Genomic DNA, 16,921 nt, shown 5'->3' on the forward strand with positions numbered 1-16,921 from the left:
GGTAACACAATGAAAAAACTGCTTATTGCGTTGATGACAACAGCCGCGGCCCTGTCGCTGGCGGCAACCGCCGAGGCCGCCGACAAGCTGAAGGCCTGCTGGGTCTATACCGGTCCGATCGGCGACTTCGGCTATTCCTACCAGCACGACCAGGGCCGCCTCGAGGTCGAGAAGGCGCTCGGCGACAAGGTCGAGACCGCTTATCTCGAGAACGTCTCGGAAGGCCCCGACGCCGACCGCGCCTTCGAGCGCCTGGCGCGCGAAAAGTGCAAGATCATCTTCGGCACCTCGTTCGGCTTCATGGATGCCGAAGTGAAGGTCGCCAAGAAGTTTCCCAAGGTGATGTTCGAGCATGCCACCGGCTACAAGACCGGCGACAATCTCGGCATCTACAACGCCCGTTTCTATGAAGGCCGCTATGTGCTCGGCCAGATCGCGGCCAAGGAATCGAAGAAGGGCCTCGCCGGCTACATCGTCTCCTTCCCGATCCCGGAAGTGGTGATGGGCATCAACTCCTTCATCCTCGGTGCGCAGTCGGTCAATCCCGACTTCAAGGTGAAGATCGTATGGGTGAACTCCTGGTTCGATCCGGGCAAGGAAGCCGACGCGGCCAAGGCGCTGTTCGACCAGGGCGCCGACATCATCGTCCAGCACACCGACTCGACCGCCGCGCTGCAGGTCGCCGAGGAGCGCAAGCTGCATGGCTTCGGCCAGTCGTCCGACATGATCAAGTTCGCGCCGAACGCGCAGCTGACCTCGCTGACCGACGAGTGGGGCCCGTATTACATCAGCCGCGTCCAGGCCGCTCTCGACGGCACCTGGAAGCCGGACAATGTCTGGCTTGGCATCAAGGACGGCGCCGTCAAGCTGGCGCCCTTCACCAACATGCCCGACGACGTGAAGGCGATGGCCGAAGCCACCGAGAAGAAGATCGCCGGTGGCTGGAACCCCTTCACCGGCCCGGTGTCCAAGCAGGACGGCTCGCCTTGGCTGAAGGACGGCGAGGTCGCCGACGACGGCACGCTGCTCGGCATGAATTTCTACGTCAAAGGCATCGACGACAAGCTGCCGCAGTAAGCGACAAGTCGCGAAACCAAAACGCAAAAAGGGCGCCGCGCGGCGCCCTTTTTATTCGCGGTGCTTTTCTTCGCGAGAACGCTCAGACCGCCGATCCGTAGAGATCGTAAGCGTCGGCGCGGTCTATCTTGACCGTCACGATCTCGCCGGCGCGCAGCGGCCGCCGCGACTGGATGTGCACCGAGCCGTCGATCTCGGGCGCATCATATTTGGTCCGGCCCTTGGCCGATGTGCCATGCGCCTCGTCGATCAGCACCGGCAAGCGTTTGCCGACTTTTTTGCCCAACTGCGCAGCAGAAATCTTCTGCTGGCGCTGCATGAAACGGTGCCAGCGCGCTTCCTTGACTTCCTGCGGCACCTGCTCGAGCCCGAGATCGTTGGAACGCGCGCCCTTGACCGGCTCGTATTTGAAGCAGCCGGCGCGGTCGATTTTCGCCTCGTCCAACCAGTCGAGCAGCATCTGGAAATCGCCGTCCGTCTCGCCGGGGAAGCCGACGATGAAGGTCGAGCGGATGGCAAGATCGGGGCAGACGTCTCGCCAGCCGCGGATGCGCTCCAGCGTCTTTTCGCCATGGGCGGGACGGCGCATGTTCTTCAGCACCTGCGGCGAGGCATGCTGGAACGGGATGTCGAGATAGGGAAGGATCTTGCCTTCGGCCATCAGCGGAATGACGTCGGCGACATGCGGGTAGGGGTACACATAATGCATGCGTATCCAGATGCCGAGCTTGCCGAGCTCCTCGGCGAGGTCGAGGAATTTCGCCCGCACCTCGCGATCGCCGAACATCGACGTCTGGTACTTGATGTCGATGCCGTAGGCGCTGGTGTCCTGCGAGATGACGAGGATCTCCTTGACCCCTGCCTTGGCGAGCTTTTCGGCTTCGCGCAGCACATCCGCCGCCGGCCGCGACACGAGATCGCCGCGCAGCGCCGGGATGATGCAGAAGGTGCAGCGGTTGTTGCAGCCCTCGGAGATCTTCAGATAGGCGTAGTGGCGCGGCGTCAGCTTCACGCCTTGCGGCGGCAGCAGGTCGATATAGGGATCATGGCTCGGCGGAGCCGCCTCATGCACCGCCGCCATCACGCTCTCATAGGCCTGCGGGCCGGTGATCGCCAGCACATTGGGATGCTTTTCGCGGATGACCTCCGGCTCGGCGCCGAGGCAGCCGGTGACGATGACGCGGCCGTTCTCCGAAAGGGCCGAGCCGATGGCGTTGAGCGACTCGTCACGCGCGGAATCGAGGAAGCCGCAGGTGTTGACCACGACAAGGTCGGCGCCGTCATGCTTGCGCGCGATCTCGTAGCCCTCGGCGCGCAGCCGCGTGATGATGCGCTCGGAATCGACGAGCGCTTTCGGGCATCCAAGACTGACGAAGCTGACGCGTGGGGCGGACATAGACTTGTTTTCCAAGAAAATTTGAGAGCGAGATCGAGGATTGAGACGCTAAGACTCTGAAGATCGATCTGCGGTACGGCTTTGAGCCGTTTCGCGCGGCGCAATAGCATGCTTCGGCAGAGAAGCAAACCTGCCTGTCGGCCAGGGCAGAGGCGATGCGGCAGCCGTTCGCCCTGAAAGAACGCTAGTGGCCGCCCGAACCGAACCAGGGCGCCAGGAAAGCAAAATGGTCGGGAAACTGCTGCACGGCGCCTCCCAGAAGCATGTTCACGGCGACGTAGAGGATGATCGCGAGGCCGACATAGGCGATCCAGCGGTATTTGTGCAGCAGGCGCGCGACGAAGGACGCGGCAAAGCCCATCAACGCGATCGACAAAGCCAGTCCGATGACCAGCACCGTCGGATGGTTCATGGCGGCACCCGCGACGGCGAGCACATTGTCGAGCGACATCGAGACGTCGGCAATCACGATCTGCCAGGCCGCCTGAGAGAAGGTCTTGCGCCGCGCTTTGCCGGCGATTTTGCCATCCTTATCGTAGTCGCCGTTCGACAGCGCCTCTGTCGCGTCGCGCTCATCCTCATGGCTGACGCGCAGCTCGCGCCACATCTTCCAGCACACCCACAGAAGCAGCAGTCCGCCGGCGATGAGCAGCATCGGGCCGATGCTCAGCAGCCATTGCGTGATCAGGGCAAAGCCGATGCGCAGGATGGTGGCCGCCGCGATGCCGACAAGGATGGCGCGCTTGCGCTGATCCGCGGGAAGGCCGGCTGCCGCGAGGCCGATCACAATCGCGTTGTCACCGGCGAGGGCGAGATCGATTGCGACGACCTGGAGGAGAGCTGAAAGGCCTGCGGCAGTGAATATTTCCATCGACTAGAAACCCTTGCCTGAAATGAGCGTAGCCCTTTACCCGACGGGCCTAAAGGCATGGTCCACCGGCGTCAAGACGCAGGCTTGGACATCGCCGGAAAACAACACTGCCGGCACAAGCCCCAAGGATTTCGGGTGGTTGCCGGCAAGGGGCAAGGCCGAAAACCTAAAGCGCGTCGCGCTGAAACGGATTCAGGCGACGCGCTTTACGTCCTTGTTTTGATGATGTCGTTGTCTCAGAACCGCTGCACACTTCTGGGCGACATGCATTAGTCGTAGAGATTATATCTGGCCCAGTCGGATTCCGGGATCTCGTCGCCGATCTTGTAGCGGAACTGCAGCACCTGCATGTGGTCCGGCCCGGTCTCGCACTTGAACTTCAGCCGGTACCATTGGCCCTTGCTGCGGAAGGCGGCGCCGGAGCTCTTTATGGCGTCGGCGCTCATCTGCGGCGTGGCGAAGGCGTAGGCCACGACGCGGTCGGCCTTGTAGTTGCGATCGTCGTGACTGATGCGGTCGAGCACTTCGGCATCACACCGCTGCTCAAGGCGAGTCTGCGGGTCGAGTTTCAACAGGCCGGCGCGCAATGCGTTGTCCATCGCCTTGGCCGGCCAAACCAGCACCAGCGACGCCAGAACCATCAGGCTGAGTTTTTTCATGGGCGCGAGAAGCAGCATGTTTTGTCCGAGAAATCAAATAAACGCTGCTTCACCGATCGTTGACCGCGAGTGCCGCGTGGGCGCCATATGAGTTCCAACCGAACACAGCCGCCAATGGTGTCGGCGCCTTCGCATCTTGGCTCAGTCGATTGGCGGTGGCGGCGATGCGGGCGGCTCCGAGCGGTCCCGCGTTTCCGTGAAACGCGGAGACGCTAGGACGCAGGCTCAGTGAGGAAGGGCATGACGTCCATGCCGTCTCCTGGAAAGACCGAGAAATGGGGGTGGTTCTCGAAGAGGCGAGCTGCAGCCTCTATCGTCTCGGCCTCGACGACAATGTAGCCGCAAAAGGCGTTCACGGCGTCGGCGATGCCATCCTTGGTCACCCGCTTCGCCTTGCCGACCATCCCCCCGCGATCGGGGAACGACGCGGCGTTCTTGGCCTCCCAATCCGCCCACTGCTCAAACCCGATGGCGTCGATCGCGTCCTGCTCGGATTTGGGCAGGTTTCGAAAGCGGGCAAGATCTTCGGGCTTCATGGTATAGACGGCGAGAAAGCGAGGCATGCGACGCGCGCTCAGGCTGGCGGAACGGCTTACTAGCCTAGACTCCCTTTCGGTCGATGTCACTGCAGCAGATAAAAGTCCGGCTTCCGCGCAAGACCATGACGGCGGTTCGCCATGCTACCCGGAAGAATGGGAAGTCGGCGGCGATATCGTACGCTAAATAGAGGGCATATGCGGAGGGAGTGGCCGCGGAATAGATGTGGCCAAACTGTTGCTTTCACATCACATTTTTCTTTGGGTTCGACAAAAGTACCCGGCCTTATACCCTTCCCTTGTTTAAATGCGTCTAACGACTTCGCGCGATTGAACCGGTACCCATCGGTGCGAAGAAACACGTCCACCTATATCTCTGATAGGTCTCGAAATTCATATGGGGGGTGATCGTTCGATAGAACGTCATAAGACGCTCGCAAATATGATACCGATCATCGGCCGCCTCCTGGGCGCGCTCTCTCGGGATAAACCACTCCGGTTCTTGTGGCTCATTCATGTAGGCGGGGCGAGGCGATCTGACGTAATAGCCGTCTTTCGTCTCCCTTACGTCGCTAGCGTTGATTGGATGACAATCTTTGTTGCCGCAGCAGTTATAATGAAGAACGGGATCGGTCCTGCCGGTATACCAATCATGGGCGTCCGCATGACCGCCCAGGGCAAGCCACATCCATGCTATATGATTTTGCGAAAGCCTCATGGAAGCCCCTCGCATCAAAGATAGCATTTTAGAAACAGCTAATCTACACGCCGACCAAGTTCTATCACCCGAACGCCGCGCTTCCCCTTGGGCCGGCTACAGCAAGCACTCATTCATGGCCTATACGAGATTATCGTGGCTTTTCAAGCCGGCGACCCGGTCTGACCGGCCAACGGCGCCGCAGAGCGCACGTGGAGGAGATTGATCTTCGCTAGCCGCAAATTTAGAAATGCCTATATATGAACTGTGGTTAAGTGGCTGTATTTATTGGCGGAAGGGGTGGGATTCGAACCCACGGATGCTTGCACATCGGCGGTTTTCAAGACCGCTGCAATCGACCACTCTGCCACCCTTCCGTAAGCTTTCAAGACCGGTGCCTTAAACCGCTCGGCCATCCCTCCATCGTGATCCTTCACGAGGCGCTCCGTCCCGTTTGCCCAAAGGCCGTGCCGACAGGATCGAGAGCGCCCATGCTCTAGTGCGATGCGCAAAGATCTGTCAATCGCAAGGAATGGCTCAATCATTGTTTGCGACAGCCGGGACAGCGGCAGAAAGCCGGTCCGATGCATTGACAATGTCGCCGAGACCCTGCCAATCTTGACTTGCCAATGTTCCAAAGGGGGAAATTATGAAGAAAATCTACGAGAAGCCGGTTTTGACGAAGCGCCAGAAGCTTTCGCACGTTGTGGCCACCGCATCGCCGGTGCTGGTGCCGCAATAACAAGCTGGAGGCTTGAGCCTCTCACGGAGCCTCGATGGCTCGCGGCGCATGGTGTCGAAACCAGCCGCTAATGCCAACTTCGTGTGGGCACCTCCCAGCTTCGGCGCCTCTCGCCATAATCTCGCCCTGTTGCGGCCATAATCGATTAACATCGTGATAAGCAATTCCTGTGCAAAAGGGATTGGGGATCAAGGTGTTGTCGGCATTTGACGGACGCTTGGCTCCGTCAGGCGGCGGCACGGTAGGGGACAATCGAAAACATGAAGACTTCGGCGCGCCCGCGTCTTCGTCGCGCTTCTGCCTTCGCCTTGTGCGCCCTTTCGGGCCTGCTTTTGGCTGCTTGCGCTTCGCAGCCCGAGCCGAAGGGCATGGTCCACAAGAAGGCCCGCTCCAAGGAATATTTCGCCGAAACCGAATATGGCGTGAAGGCGAGCCCGCGCGTTGACTTCATGCGGCGTGGCGGCGGCCGCGACCAGCTCGGCAAGCCCTACCAGGTGCGCGGCAGGTGGTATTACCCCAAGGAAGACAGGAACTACGCCAAGGTCGGCCTGGCTTCCTGGTATGGCGATGCCTTCCACGGCCGTCTGACCGCCAATGGCGAAGTCTACGACATGACGCATCTGACGGCGGCGCATCCGACGATGCCTCTGCCGAGCTATGCCCGCGTCACCAACCTGGAGACCGGCAGCTCGGTGATCGTGCGCGTCAACGACCGCGGTCCCTACCATGAAGGCCGCATCATCGACGTCTCCGAACGCGCCGCGCAGATGCTCGACTATGACAAGGTCGGCACGGCCAAGGTCAAAGTCGAATATGTCGGCCGCGCGCCGCTCGACGGCGATGACGACCAGTATCTGGTGGCCTCCTACCACCCCGGCAACAACCGGCCGGATCCGTCGGACGGCCTGCCGACCGGCGTGATGGTGGCCATGAACGGCCCGTCGCCGAGCATACCGGTCGGCGCGGCGTCGGCTGCCGTGCCGTTTCCCGGCCAGTTGACCGATTCGGGGCAAGCCTTTGCCGCACAGCCGGGCCTGTCGGATCAGCCGACCGTGCAACCGGCGGCATTCTCGGTGCAGGGCGCCAGCGATGTCGTGCTGCCTGATTTCGGACCGATCGTGCCGGAACGGCCGGACGTCGGCCTGCCGCCGAACTCGCCGTTCGCAATGGCTTCGCTGTCCTATGCCGATGAACGGGTGCGGCGCGCCGATGTCTTTGCCGCGCTCGATACCGGCGGCATGTCGCCGGCCGATATCCTGCAGTCGTGGAAGAAATCCAACCGCCAGGAACAGGCACCCGGATCCGACTACGTCGCTGCCGGTTCCTTCGAACAAGCAACCGAGGCAAAGCGCGTGGCCGCGGCGCTCGAGCCGTTCGGCCGGACCGAGATCCAGCGCACCGAGCTCGACGGCAACGACTGGTACGCGGTCAATGTCTATCCGGACGGCCATGGCAGCATCGACGACCTGCTCCAGGCGGCCTGGTCGCATGGCGCGCCGGACGCGCTGGCTGTGCGTAACTGATCAAATTCGCGCTGCCCGTTGATCCGGCCGAAAAAACCCTGATAGCTTAGCCGCGGGGTAGTCATGCGCAACTCCGGGGCGGAAAGCCGCTCGGCACTTTCCGGTGTTGCTCAGATTGGGTCGAGATTTCATGCAATTGCGCATTTTCCCGCCTTTCGCCAGCCTTCTGGGATTGGCGCTGATACTGTTTTGCGCCGTTCCGGCGAGCGCGCAGCTTTTCGAGACCAAGGCGACGCAGGCGTTCATGATCGATGCCGATACCGGCACCGTGCTCTTCGCCAAGGACCCCGACAAGCCGATCCCGCCGGCATCGATGGCCAAGCTGATGACGATGGAAATGGTCTTCAACGCCATCAAGTCGAAGCGCATGACGCTCGACGACACTTTTGTCGTCAGCGAGAACGCCTGGCGCACCGGCGGTGCGCCGTCCGGGACCTCGACCATGTTCGCCAAGCTCAAATCCGCGGTCCGCGTCGAGGATCTGATCCAGGGCGTCACCGTGCAGGCCGCCAATGACGGCTGTATCGTGCTTGCCGAGGGCATGGCGGGCTCGGAGGCGAATTTCGCCGCGCAGATGACGGATCGCGCCCGCCAGCTCGGCCTTCAGAAATCGACCTTCGTCAATTCGACCGGCCTGCCGGCCGGCGGCCAGCAGACGACGGTGCGGGAGCTGACCATGCTGGCGCTGCATCTGTGGCGCGACTATCCCGAGTTCTTCCACTATTACGGCCAGCCGGACTTCACCTGGAACAAGATCGCGCAAAGGAATCGCAATCCGCTGATCGCGATGGGCATCGAAGCCGACGGTTTCGTCGCCGGCGCCAGCGAGCAGGCGGGCTTCGGCCTGGTCGGCACCGTCAGCCACAACGGCACGCGCGTGATCGCCGCGCTCGCCGGCCTGGCGAACGACCGCGAACGCTCCGAGGAGGCGCGCAAGCTGCTCGACTGGGGCTCGCGCTCGTTCCAGAAGACCGAGATCTTCGCCAAGGACGAGGTGGTCGGCGAGGCGCAGGTCTTCGGCGGCGCCAAGTCCGGCCTGGCCTTGAAAGCAAAAGGTCCGGTGGACATATTCCTGCCGATAGCCAATCGCGACAAGCTGACCGCCAGGATCGTCTATCAGGGTCCGGTGGCGGCACCGGTCGAGGAGGGGCAACCAGTCGGGGAACTGCGCGTTTGGATAGGCGACACGCTCAGCCAGAAGACCCCGCTTTATGCCGCCGAGTCGGTGAAAGTGGGCACGCTGCCGCAGCGTGCGCTCGACGCAGTCAAGGAACTCGCTGTCGGCTGGCTGCGCCAGAAACATTTGTGATCGGGCAAGTTCGTGGACCTTTTGTCGGACGGGAGCTATGACAGCGGCCAGCACGGGCAGAGGCAGTCTCGATTGGCGAGCGGATTTTTCATCACCTTCGAAGGCGGCGAAGGAGCAGGCAAGTCGACGCAGATCGAGCGGCTGGCGCGGCGCATGCGCGCCAAGAAATACGAGGTCCTGGTCACCCGTGAGCCAGGTGGGTCGCCCGGCGCCGAGGCCGTAAGGCATGTGCTTCTGTCCGGCGCGGCCGAGCCGTTCGGCCCGAAGATGGAGGCGATCCTGTTCGCCGCCGCGCGCTCGGACCATGTCGAGCAGGTTATCCGGCCGGCGGTAGAGCACGGCTCGATCGTGCTGTGCGACCGTTTCATCGATTCCTCGCGTGTCTACCAGGGCGTCACCGGCGGTCTCGATGCCGATTTCATGAAGGCGCTGGAAGCGGTGGCCATCAACGGCATGATGCCGGACATCACGCTGATCTTCGACATCGATCCCGTTGAAGGCCTGAAGCGGGCCGCCGCGCGGCGCGGCGCCGGTGATGCCGCCGACCGTTTCGAGAAGGAGACCTTGGACATCCACCGGCGCCGGCGCGAGGCTTTCCTTGCCATTGCCGAGGCGGAACCGGAACGGTGCATCGTCATCGACGCTTCCGCCGATCCCGATACGGTGGAGAATGTCGTCACCGCCGCCGTCTTCACGGCGCTGGAAGAGCGGATGCCGGCGCCGAGGAAACAGACGGCGCCGGCATGATCTTCGAACGCATCGCCCCAGAACAGCACGACACGCTGGACGGCGTGCCGGAGCCCTCCGAAACGCCGCGGCTCATCGGTCATGCCCAGACGGCAAACATGCTCGCCGCGGCCTATCGCTCAGGCAAGCTGCCGCATGCGTTGATTTTTGCAGGGCCGCACGGCATCGGCAAGGCGACGCTTGCGTTCCATCTGGCGCACCATCTTCTGAAGAATCCGGATTTCAAGATGGCGCCCGATAAGCTCGCCGTTCCCGATCCGGCTTCCTCGCTGTCTCGCCAGATTGCCACAGGCGCGCATCCTTCGGTGCTGCACCTCACCCGTCCGGCCAACGACAAGACCAAGAGCTTCAAGACGGTGCTGACCGTCGACGAGATCCGCAAGGTCAGCCGCTTCCTGTCGATGACCTCGCATGACGGCAGCTACCGCGTCGTCATCGTCGATCCGGCCGACGACATGAACACCAATGCCGCCAATGCCTTGCTCAAGAATCTCGAAGAGCCGCCGGCGCGCACCCTGTTCATCCTGATCGTGCACGCGCCGGGCAGCCTCTTGCCGACGATCCGCTCTCGCTGCCAGATGGTGCGGCTGGCGCCTTTGGCCGCCGACGAGTTGATGGCGGTGCTGGAAAATGTCGAGCCGCCGCCGCCGGACGATCCGGCCGCGCGCGCAGCGCTTGCCGAGCGGGCAGGGGGCAGCGCCCGCAACGCGATCCTGCTCACCCAATATGGCGGGCTGGAGATCGCCGGCGCGCTCGACACGCTGGTGGCGGCCAGGAAACCGGACATTGCCGGCGCCCACCGCCTTGCCGAGGCCGTGGCGGGACGCGACCAGGCGATCCAGTTCGATATCTTCAACCGTCGCGCGCTCGACCTGCTTTCGGCCGCCGCCTGCGAAGCAGCGCTGGCCGGCGACATCGCCAGGGCCAAAACCCTGTCGGAGGCTTGGCACGAGGCGCTAAACACGATATCTGAGGCCGAAACCTACAATCTCGACAAGAAGCAGCACGCCCTGACCATGATCGACCGCCTGAATTCTGTGATGCGAATGTGACGGCCCCTGCGGGATGGCAATCGCCATGCCGATAGGATATCCACCGCCGCAACTCATTCAGACATTCATGACGGTTCATTCATGTCACGCGACACATTCTACATCACGACAGCGATTTCGTATCCGAACGGCAAGCCGCATATAGGCCATGCCTATGAGCTGATCGCCACCGACGCGCTTGCCCGCTTCCAGCGACTCGACGGCAAGCAGGTGTTCTTCCTGACCGGCACCGACGAGCACGGCATCAAGATGCTGCAGACGGCGCGCAAGGAAGGCATTACGGCGCGCGAGCTCGCCGACCGCAACTCGGCCCAGTTCAGGCGCATGGCCGCCGCGCTCAACACTTCCAACGACGATTTCATCCGCACCACCGAGGAGCGGCATTACGCGTCCTCGCAGGCGATCTGGAAGGCGATGGCCGCCAATGGCGACATCTACAAGGGCGGCTATGCCGGCTGGTATTCGGTGCGCGACGAGGCCTATTACGGCGAGGAAGAGACCGAGGTCCGCGCCGACAATGTGCGCTATGGGCCGCAGGGAACGCCTGTCGAATGGGTCGAGGAGGAAAGCTATTTCTTCCGGCTATCGGCCTATCAGGACAGGCTGATTGCGCTCTACGAAGGCCAGCCCGATTTCATCGGTCCGGCCGAGCGCCGCAACGAAGTGATGAGGTTCGTTAAATCGGGGCTGAAGGACCTGTCGGTTTCGCGCACCACTTTCGACTGGGGCGTGCCGGTGCCGGGCGACGAGAAACACGTGATGTATGTGTGGGTCGACGCCTTGACCAATTACATCACCGGCGTCGGCTATCCCGATGAAAAAGATGAGAAATGGCGCTTCTGGCCGGCCGATGCGCACATCATCGGCAAGGACATCGTGCGTTTCCACGCCATCTACTGGCCGGCCTTCCTGATGTCGGCGGGGATTGCGTTGCCGAAGCGCGTCTTCGGCCACGGTTTTCTGTTCAACCGCGGCGAGAAAATGTCGAAGTCGGTCGGCAACGTCATCGACCCGTTTACCATGGTGGAGCATTACGGCGTCGACCAGGTGCGCTATTTCTTCCTGCGCGAGGTGCCGTTCGGCCAGGACGGCAACTACAGCCATGAAGCGATCGTCAACCGCACCAATGCCGACCTCGCCAACGGCCTCGGCAATCTGGCGCAGCGCTCGCTGTCGATGATCGCCAAGAACTGCGGCGGCAAGGTGCCGAAGCGCGGCGACCTTACCGAAGCCGACACGGCGATCCTGGACCAGGCCGTCGAGGCGCTTGCCATCTCCCGCAGGGCGATGGCGGAGCAGGGGATCCACCTGGCGCTGGCGGCGATCTTCGGCGTGGTGGCGGAAGCCGACCGCTATTTCGCGTCCCAGGAACCGTGGGCGCTGCGCAAGACCAATCCGGAGCGCATGGAAACCGTGCTGTGGACGACAGCCGAGGTCGTGCGTCGGGTAACCGTGCTTTGCCAGCCCTTCATTCCCGGGTCGGCCGCCAAGCTGCTCGACCTGTTGGCCGTGCCGGCGGACAAGCGCGCTTTCGAGCACGTCCATGCCGATCACGCGCTGGTGCCGGGCACTGCGCTGCCGGCGCCCGAGGGCGTGTTCCCGCGTTATGTCGAGCAGGACGCCTGATGCTGGTCGACAGCCATTGCCATCTAGACTTTCCGGACTTCGCCGAGGAGCGGGCGGCTGTCGTCGCCCGCGCCCTCGCTGCAGGGATCGGCCGCATGGTGACCATTTCGACGCGGGTGAAGCGTTTTGAGCAAATCCTTCAAATCGCTGAAACTTTCGACGAGGTATATTGCTCGGTCGGGACCCATCCGCACAATGCCGCGGAAGAGCTCGACGTCACCGCCGACGAGCTGGTGCGGCTTTCCGGTCATCCAAAGGTGGTGGCGATCGGGGAAGCCGGGCTCGACTATTTCTACGACCATGCGCCGCGCGATGCGCAGGCTGAAAGCTTCCGCACCCACATTGCCGCCGCGCGCCGGACCCGCCTGCCGCTGGTCATCCATGCGCGCGATGCCGACGACGACATGGCGTCAATCCTCGAGGACGAAACAGGGAAGGGCGCCTTCCCCTTCATCCTGCACTGTTTTTCGTCCGGACGCAGACTGGCCGAAGTCGGTGTGGCGCTGGGAGGCTATGTCTCCTTTTCCGGCATCCTGACCTTCAAGAATTCCGCCGAGCTGCGCGCCATCGCCGCCGACGTGCCGCGCGACCGGCTGCTGGTCGAGACCGACGCGCCCTACCTCGCGCCGATCCCGCACCGGGGAAAACGCAACGAACCGGCCTATGTGGCGAACACGGCGAAGATGCTCGCCGAGACGATCGGCGTCAGCGAAGCTGAGATCGCCGATATCACCACCGGGAACTTCTTTCGGCTGTTCACCAAGATGCCGCGTCCGGACATGGCGGCAAGCTGAGGCATGGGCGACCGGCTGCGCTTCACCGTTCTTGGCTGCGGCTCATCGCCCGGCGCGCCGCGCATCACCGGCGACTGGGGCAATTGCGATCCCGGCAATCCGAAGAACCGGCGCATGCGCACGGCAGCCCTGGTCGAGCGGATTGCCGCCAACGGCGCGCGCACCACGGTCGTCGTCGACACCGGGCCGGATTTCCGCCAGCAGATGCTGATGGCTTCGGTCAGGCGTATCGACGCCGTCGTCTACACCCATCCGCATGCCGACCACATCCACGGCATCGACGATTTGCGCGGCTACGTGCACGACCAGCGGCACAGGATCGACATCCATGCCGACGAGCCGACCATGCTGCGGCTGCGCCAGGCGTTCGGCTATTGCTTCGAGACGCCGCCCGGCAGTTCGTATCCGCCGATCGTCGATGCGCACATCATCCATCACGCCAAGCCGGTGGTGATCGAAGGCGAGGGGGGCGCCCTCACCCTCGAGCCGCTGCCGCAATTCCATGGCGACATCATCTCGCTGGGCTTCCGCATTGGCGGGCTTGCCTATTGTCCGGATATCAGCGGCTTCCCGGATGCTACCGTCGAGCGTCTGCGCGGCCTCGAAATGCTGGTGATCGACGCGCTGCAGTACAACACCCATCCTAGCCATCTGTCGCTCGGCCAGGCCCTGGGCTGGATCGAGAAACTGGCTCCGAAGAAGGCCGTGCTGACGCATATGCATGTGCCGCTGGACTATGCCGTGGTGATGGCCGAGACGCCGGAGCACGTGGTGCCGGCCCATGACGGCATGGCAATTGAAATTCCTTACGAGTCAGAGCGATAGCGACGATTGCTCAGTTGACGGTGCAGTTTATCGTCCACCCGCTACGCAGCGATGGGAGTCATTCGGGGATATCGGCAAGGGGCACTCCGCTGCGCTCGGCGCAAAGGCTACGCGTAAGCTGCCACGCGGGGCGCGCCAGGGCCCTCGCGTAGTATGCGTTCAGCTGGGGGTAGGGTTCGAGAAGATCGGTCTTGCCGACTTGGCGCAGGACGGTGGCCAGGAGAATGTCTGCCACGGTGAACGTCTCGCAGGCTATCCACTGGCGGCCTTCGAGCCGGTGCTCCAGCCGGGCAAACCAGCGGCAGGCCTCCTCGACGAGCACTGCCCGCCGCTCGACTGCGCCCACGCCGCCCATGCCCGCGTCGATCCCGTCGATCTGAGACAGCGGCCGCTCAACGGTGGCCAGCGCGGCAAAGCACCATTGCAGGACTTGCATACGTCCGGTGAAATCGGCCGGAATCAGCCTGCCAGCCTTCTCGGCAAGATAGAGAACAATCGCGCCTGACTCGGCAACGATGACGCCATCGTCATCAATGACAGGCACCTGGCGAAAGGCGCTGATACGGTTGTATGCCGGGCTGTCTAGCTCGCCGGCGATGAAGTCGAGGGCATGAAATCGATAGGGCAGCCCGATTTCCTCAAGCGCCCATTGGGCACGCAGATCGCGACCATGGCCAAGCATCTCAGGATAAACACGTCCGAAGCCATAAAGCGTGATCATGGACCCTCCAATAGGTTTAAGACGCGGGAAAAGGGTCGGATCCTACATTCGCTTCGGATTCAACGCATCAATTTCGCCAAGTGAAAGTTCCATAATCTATCTTATGCGACTTTTATTGGAGCGAAGGGCGCATGATGGCAGTAGGGTTCAAGGCGCCATCTTCGAAGCAACTTCCCAAAGCGCCCAGGCTTTGCGGCGCGGATCCTGCACAGTCTGCGTAAGTTGCAGCGCTTCGGACGGCTTGCCCGCTTCCGCAAGCGCGGCGGCGGCGAAGGCGATCAATATTTCCTTGCTGTAGTCGCTCGTCGCGGAATCGATGAAGGTTTGCGCAACCGGCAGGTAGCCGGACAAGGTCAGCGCTCGAACCAGGCCACTGGCCATACGGTCGCGGTTGAAGGTGGCAGGGTCGTCGCGCATCGCCTTCTCGATGACCGCGAAGACTTCCGGCTGGCCGGCGCGTTCAGCAACGTTGATGAAGGCGTAGGCCCGGTTGGACGCAGGAAGTGTCCGTGCAAGATCGATTGCCTTTTGCCACTGCCCTGTGGCGGCCAGCGCACAGATGACGTCCAGCGCGACGTAGGGGTAGTCGTCGGACGGCACCCGCGCCAACGAGACAAGGACCGCGTCGGCAGCCGCCTTGTCCTTCGTTTTCGTCGCGATGTAGGCTTTGCGGCGAACGGTGCTTGGATCGGATGAGGTCAAGTAAGGCAGCATAGGTTTGGCGCGCTCGGTCTCGCCGCTGAAATAGAGCGATTCCGCGGCCAGCCCGGCCAACTGCTCCCGCTCGGTTTCCGGCACGTCGCCCAGATGCTTCACCGCTTCGGCCACACGGCCGGCGCGCAGATTGCCGAGCACCTGCCAATAGCTAAGCCGGAACGGATACTGCGGCTGGATGGCTTTCAGCAAGGCCGCGAGTTTGTCGTCGCGGCCCAGTTCGACAAGGACCGGGCCGATGACGAAGGCGTATTCCTTCTCCGACGTTTCGAGGCGTGAAAGGGTCGCTTGCAGATCGGCCAGACGGTCGGCGCGGGCAAAAGCAGCGATCAGGTCGGCCAACGCGATCGTGTCCGTCTTCTTCAACTGAGCCGCGAATTCGAGCGCCAGATCGAGCCGCCCCGCGCGTGACGCTGCCTCGACCATGCTACCGTAGGGCAAGTTCTCCGTCGTCAGCGGTGCCGCGGTGCGGATCGCGTCCGCGGCCATGTCAAGCGCGCAGGATTGTGTCGGCTTGGCCTGGCACATGAGCGCGGTCAGGCTTTCCTGGGCTACGCCGGCGCTGGGCGCGGCAAGCAGCAGAGCGGCAAGAACCAAACGACGCATCGAATGCCTCCGGAAAGTGCGCTTTCACCCAATCCTCTTTGCTTTAGCAGATAGGCTGTCAAGCTTTTACGGCTCCACAGAGCTTCGCCAAACTGATACATCCGACCTCAAATGCCCGCCTCGCCTCCCTTTCTCGGCTTTCCCGATCGCCTCGCCGACGAGCGCATGCCGAAAGCTGTGATCTTCGGGGCCGGACACGGCAGCACCTACCCGAACCAGGACAGCGGCGGCCATGCACTGGCGCCCGATGCCATCCGTGCCGCCAGCCAGGATGACGTCGCGCTTGCCGGGCACTGGGATTTCGATCTCGGCGGCCCGCTTTTCGACGGCAGGCCGACCTGCTGCATCGACGCCGGCAATGTCGCGACCGCAATGCACGACAATGCCGGCAACCGTGAACGGATAGAAGCCAAGACGCGTGAGGTTCTGGCGCTGCCGGCAGTTCCGGTCCTGCTCGGCGGCGACGATTCCGTGGTCATTCCGTTTCTCGCCGGCTTTGCGGATTGCGGGCCGGTCTGGGTCGTGCAGATCGACGCCCATATCGACTGGCGCGACGAGGTGCATGGCGAACGCTACGGCTATTCGAGTCCGATGCGGCGAGCCAGCGAGATGCCGCACGTCGCCGGCATGGTGCAGATCGGCCTGCGCAGCGTCGGCAGCGCGCGCCTTGCCGAAGTCGAAACGGCGCGGCGCTATGGCAGCCGCTTCGTCACCGCGCGCGAGGTTCACGCCCAGGGCGTGGAGGCGGCTCTCCTGCATATTCCTGAAGGCGCTCAGGTCGTCGTCACCCTCGACTGCGATGGCCTCGATCCTGGCATCATGCCGGGCGTGGCGGCGCGTACGCCCGGCGGCCTCTCCTACACCCAGGCGATCGACCTGATCGCCGGCCTCGGCAGGCGGGCCAGGATCGCTGGATTCGATCTCGTCGAGCTCTATCCGCCCGCCGACATTGACGGCATCTCGGCCCTGACCGCCGCCCGACTGGTCGTCAATGCCATTGGCGCCATCGTCCGGCAGGCCTAAACT

The 16,921-nt window shown here is 62.8% G+C and carries 15 protein-coding genes and 1 tRNA gene; 9 read left to right on the plus strand and 7 right to left on the minus strand.

The window, feature by feature from the left end; all coding sequences use genetic code 11:
- Positions 1 to 9: 9 nt before the first annotated feature.
- Positions 10 to 1,077: a BMP family ABC transporter substrate-binding protein gene (locus AC0L2L_RS06815; protein ID WP_473577042.1), complete on the plus strand. Its 1,068-nt coding sequence runs from the start codon at positions 10 to 12 to the stop codon at positions 1,075 to 1,077.
- Between the two features lie 82 nt (positions 1,078 to 1,159).
- On the opposite strand, the gene rimO is transcribed toward AC0L2L_RS06815, so the two are convergent.
- The 5 genes from rimO to AC0L2L_RS06840 all read right to left on the minus strand — a co-directional run bounded on the left by rimO (position 1,160) and on the right by AC0L2L_RS06840 (position 5,613).
- Complete coding sequence (gene rimO, locus AC0L2L_RS06820) at positions 1,160 to 2,473, minus strand: 30S ribosomal protein S12 methylthiotransferase RimO (protein ID WP_473577044.1); 1,314 nt, start codon at positions 2,471 to 2,473, stop codon at positions 1,160 to 1,162.
- 184 nt (positions 2,474 to 2,657) lie between these two features.
- Positions 2,658 to 3,344 (minus strand): TerC family protein, encoded by a 687-nt coding sequence (locus AC0L2L_RS06825; RefSeq protein WP_473577046.1) that lies wholly within the window; start codon positions 3,342 to 3,344, stop codon positions 2,658 to 2,660.
- Positions 3,345 to 3,613: 269 nt separating this feature from the next.
- Positions 3,614 to 4,021: a DUF930 domain-containing protein gene (locus tag AC0L2L_RS06830; RefSeq protein ID WP_473577047.1), complete on the minus strand. Its 408-nt coding sequence runs from the start codon at positions 4,019 to 4,021 to the stop codon at positions 3,614 to 3,616.
- A 194-nt stretch (positions 4,022 to 4,215) separates the two neighbouring features.
- The gene (locus tag AC0L2L_RS06835) at positions 4,216 to 4,566 is read right to left on the minus strand and encodes a hypothetical protein (protein WP_473577048.1); all 351 of its coding nucleotides are present in this window, start codon (positions 4,564 to 4,566) and stop codon (positions 4,216 to 4,218) included.
- Positions 4,567 to 5,525: 959 nt separating this feature from the next.
- Positions 5,526 to 5,613, minus strand: a tRNA-Ser gene (locus tag AC0L2L_RS06840).
- Positions 5,614 to 6,238: 625 nt separating this feature from the next.
- On the opposite strand from AC0L2L_RS06840, the gene AC0L2L_RS06845 reads away from it, so the two are divergent.
- The 7 genes from AC0L2L_RS06845 to AC0L2L_RS06875 all read left to right on the plus strand — a co-directional run bounded on the left by AC0L2L_RS06845 (position 6,239) and on the right by AC0L2L_RS06875 (position 13,854).
- Positions 6,239 to 7,501: a septal ring lytic transglycosylase RlpA family protein gene (locus AC0L2L_RS06845; protein WP_473577049.1), complete on the plus strand. Its 1,263-nt coding sequence runs from the start codon at positions 6,239 to 6,241 to the stop codon at positions 7,499 to 7,501.
- Positions 7,502 to 7,631: 130 nt separating this feature from the next.
- Positions 7,632 to 8,810: a D-alanyl-D-alanine carboxypeptidase family protein gene (locus tag AC0L2L_RS06850; protein WP_473577050.1), complete on the plus strand. Its 1,179-nt coding sequence runs from the start codon at positions 7,632 to 7,634 to the stop codon at positions 8,808 to 8,810.
- 72 nt (positions 8,811 to 8,882) lie between these two features.
- Positions 8,883 to 9,557, plus strand: coding sequence for a dTMP kinase (tmk, locus tag AC0L2L_RS06855; RefSeq protein WP_473577052.1), 675 nt, complete (start codon positions 8,883 to 8,885; stop codon positions 9,555 to 9,557).
- The gene (locus tag AC0L2L_RS06860; RefSeq protein ID WP_473577054.1) at positions 9,554 to 10,609 is read left to right on the plus strand and encodes a DNA polymerase III subunit delta'; all 1,056 of its coding nucleotides are present in this window, start codon (positions 9,554 to 9,556) and stop codon (positions 10,607 to 10,609) included. Before tmk ends, AC0L2L_RS06860 begins: the two co-directional genes overlap by 4 nt.
- Positions 10,610 to 10,690: 81 nt before the next feature.
- Positions 10,691 to 12,235 carry a methionine--tRNA ligase gene (gene metG, locus AC0L2L_RS06865; protein ID WP_473577056.1) on the plus strand — a complete coding sequence of 515 codons (1,545 nt, stop codon included), beginning with the start codon at positions 10,691 to 10,693 and terminating at the stop codon, positions 12,233 to 12,235.
- On the plus strand, positions 12,235 to 13,029 hold the full coding sequence (locus AC0L2L_RS06870; RefSeq protein ID WP_473577057.1) for a TatD family hydrolase: 795 nt from the start codon (positions 12,235 to 12,237) through the stop codon (positions 13,027 to 13,029). The genes metG and AC0L2L_RS06870 overlap by 1 nt, the downstream gene beginning before the upstream one ends.
- Before the next feature lie 3 nt (positions 13,030 to 13,032).
- Entirely contained in the window at positions 13,033 to 13,854 is an 822-nt protein-coding gene (locus tag AC0L2L_RS06875) for an MBL fold metallo-hydrolase (RefSeq protein WP_473577059.1), read from the plus strand.
- A 58-nt stretch (positions 13,855 to 13,912) separates the two neighbouring features.
- Here the strand turns inward: AC0L2L_RS06875 and AC0L2L_RS06880 are convergent, their stop codons facing one another.
- Positions 13,913 to 14,575 (minus strand): glutathione S-transferase family protein, encoded by a 663-nt coding sequence (locus AC0L2L_RS06880; protein ID WP_473577061.1) that lies wholly within the window; start codon positions 14,573 to 14,575, stop codon positions 13,913 to 13,915.
- 147 nt (positions 14,576 to 14,722) lie between these two features.
- A complete protein-coding gene (locus AC0L2L_RS06885; protein ID WP_473577062.1) occupies positions 14,723 to 15,895 on the minus strand; it encodes a hypothetical protein in 1,173 nt (390 codons plus the stop codon).
- A gap of 111 nt (positions 15,896 to 16,006) precedes the next feature.
- On the opposite strand from AC0L2L_RS06885, the gene AC0L2L_RS06890 reads away from it, so the two are divergent.
- On the plus strand, positions 16,007 to 16,918 hold the full coding sequence (locus AC0L2L_RS06890) for an agmatinase (RefSeq protein WP_473577064.1): 912 nt from the start codon (positions 16,007 to 16,009) through the stop codon (positions 16,916 to 16,918).
- Positions 16,919 to 16,921: the final 3 nt, after the last annotated feature.

Source organism: Mesorhizobium sp. WSM4832 (assembly GCF_055811115.1).

What these genes read in the sequence shown, in the direction of transcription:
- AC0L2L_RS06875 (WP_473577059.1), top strand. Translation starts at nt 13,033, where the DNA reads ATGGGCGACCGGCTGCGCTTCACCGTTCTTGGCTGCGGCTCATCGCCC.
- AC0L2L_RS06830 (WP_473577047.1), bottom strand. Translation starts at nt 4,021, where the DNA reads ATGCTGCTTCTCGCGCCCATGAAAAAACTCAGCCTGATGGTTCTGGCG.
- AC0L2L_RS06835 (WP_473577048.1), bottom strand. Translation starts at nt 4,566, where the DNA reads ATGCCTCGCTTTCTCGCCGTCTATACCATGAAGCCCGAAGATCTTGCC.
- AC0L2L_RS06815 (WP_473577042.1), top strand. Translation starts at nt 10, where the DNA reads ATGAAAAAACTGCTTATTGCGTTGATGACAACAGCCGCGGCCCTGTCG.
- AC0L2L_RS06850 (WP_473577050.1), top strand. Translation starts at nt 7,632, where the DNA reads ATGCAATTGCGCATTTTCCCGCCTTTCGCCAGCCTTCTGGGATTGGCG.
- rimO (WP_473577044.1), bottom strand. Translation starts at nt 2,473, where the DNA reads ATGTCCGCCCCACGCGTCAGCTTCGTCAGTCTTGGATGCCCGAAAGCG.
- AC0L2L_RS06890 (WP_473577064.1), top strand. Translation starts at nt 16,007, where the DNA reads ATGCCCGCCTCGCCTCCCTTTCTCGGCTTTCCCGATCGCCTCGCCGAC.
- AC0L2L_RS06860 (WP_473577054.1), top strand. Translation starts at nt 9,554, where the DNA reads ATGATCTTCGAACGCATCGCCCCAGAACAGCACGACACGCTGGACGGC.
- AC0L2L_RS06880 (WP_473577061.1), bottom strand. Translation starts at nt 14,575, where the DNA reads ATGATCACGCTTTATGGCTTCGGACGTGTTTATCCTGAGATGCTTGGC.
- AC0L2L_RS06825 (WP_473577046.1), bottom strand. Translation starts at nt 3,344, where the DNA reads ATGGAAATATTCACTGCCGCAGGCCTTTCAGCTCTCCTCCAGGTCGTC.
- AC0L2L_RS06885 (WP_473577062.1), bottom strand. Translation starts at nt 15,895, where the DNA reads ATGCGTCGTTTGGTTCTTGCCGCTCTGCTGCTTGCCGCGCCCAGCGCC.
- AC0L2L_RS06845 (WP_473577049.1), top strand. Translation starts at nt 6,239, where the DNA reads ATGAAGACTTCGGCGCGCCCGCGTCTTCGTCGCGCTTCTGCCTTCGCC.
- AC0L2L_RS06870 (WP_473577057.1), top strand. Translation starts at nt 12,235, where the DNA reads ATGCTGGTCGACAGCCATTGCCATCTAGACTTTCCGGACTTCGCCGAG.
- metG (WP_473577056.1), top strand. Translation starts at nt 10,691, where the DNA reads ATGTCACGCGACACATTCTACATCACGACAGCGATTTCGTATCCGAAC.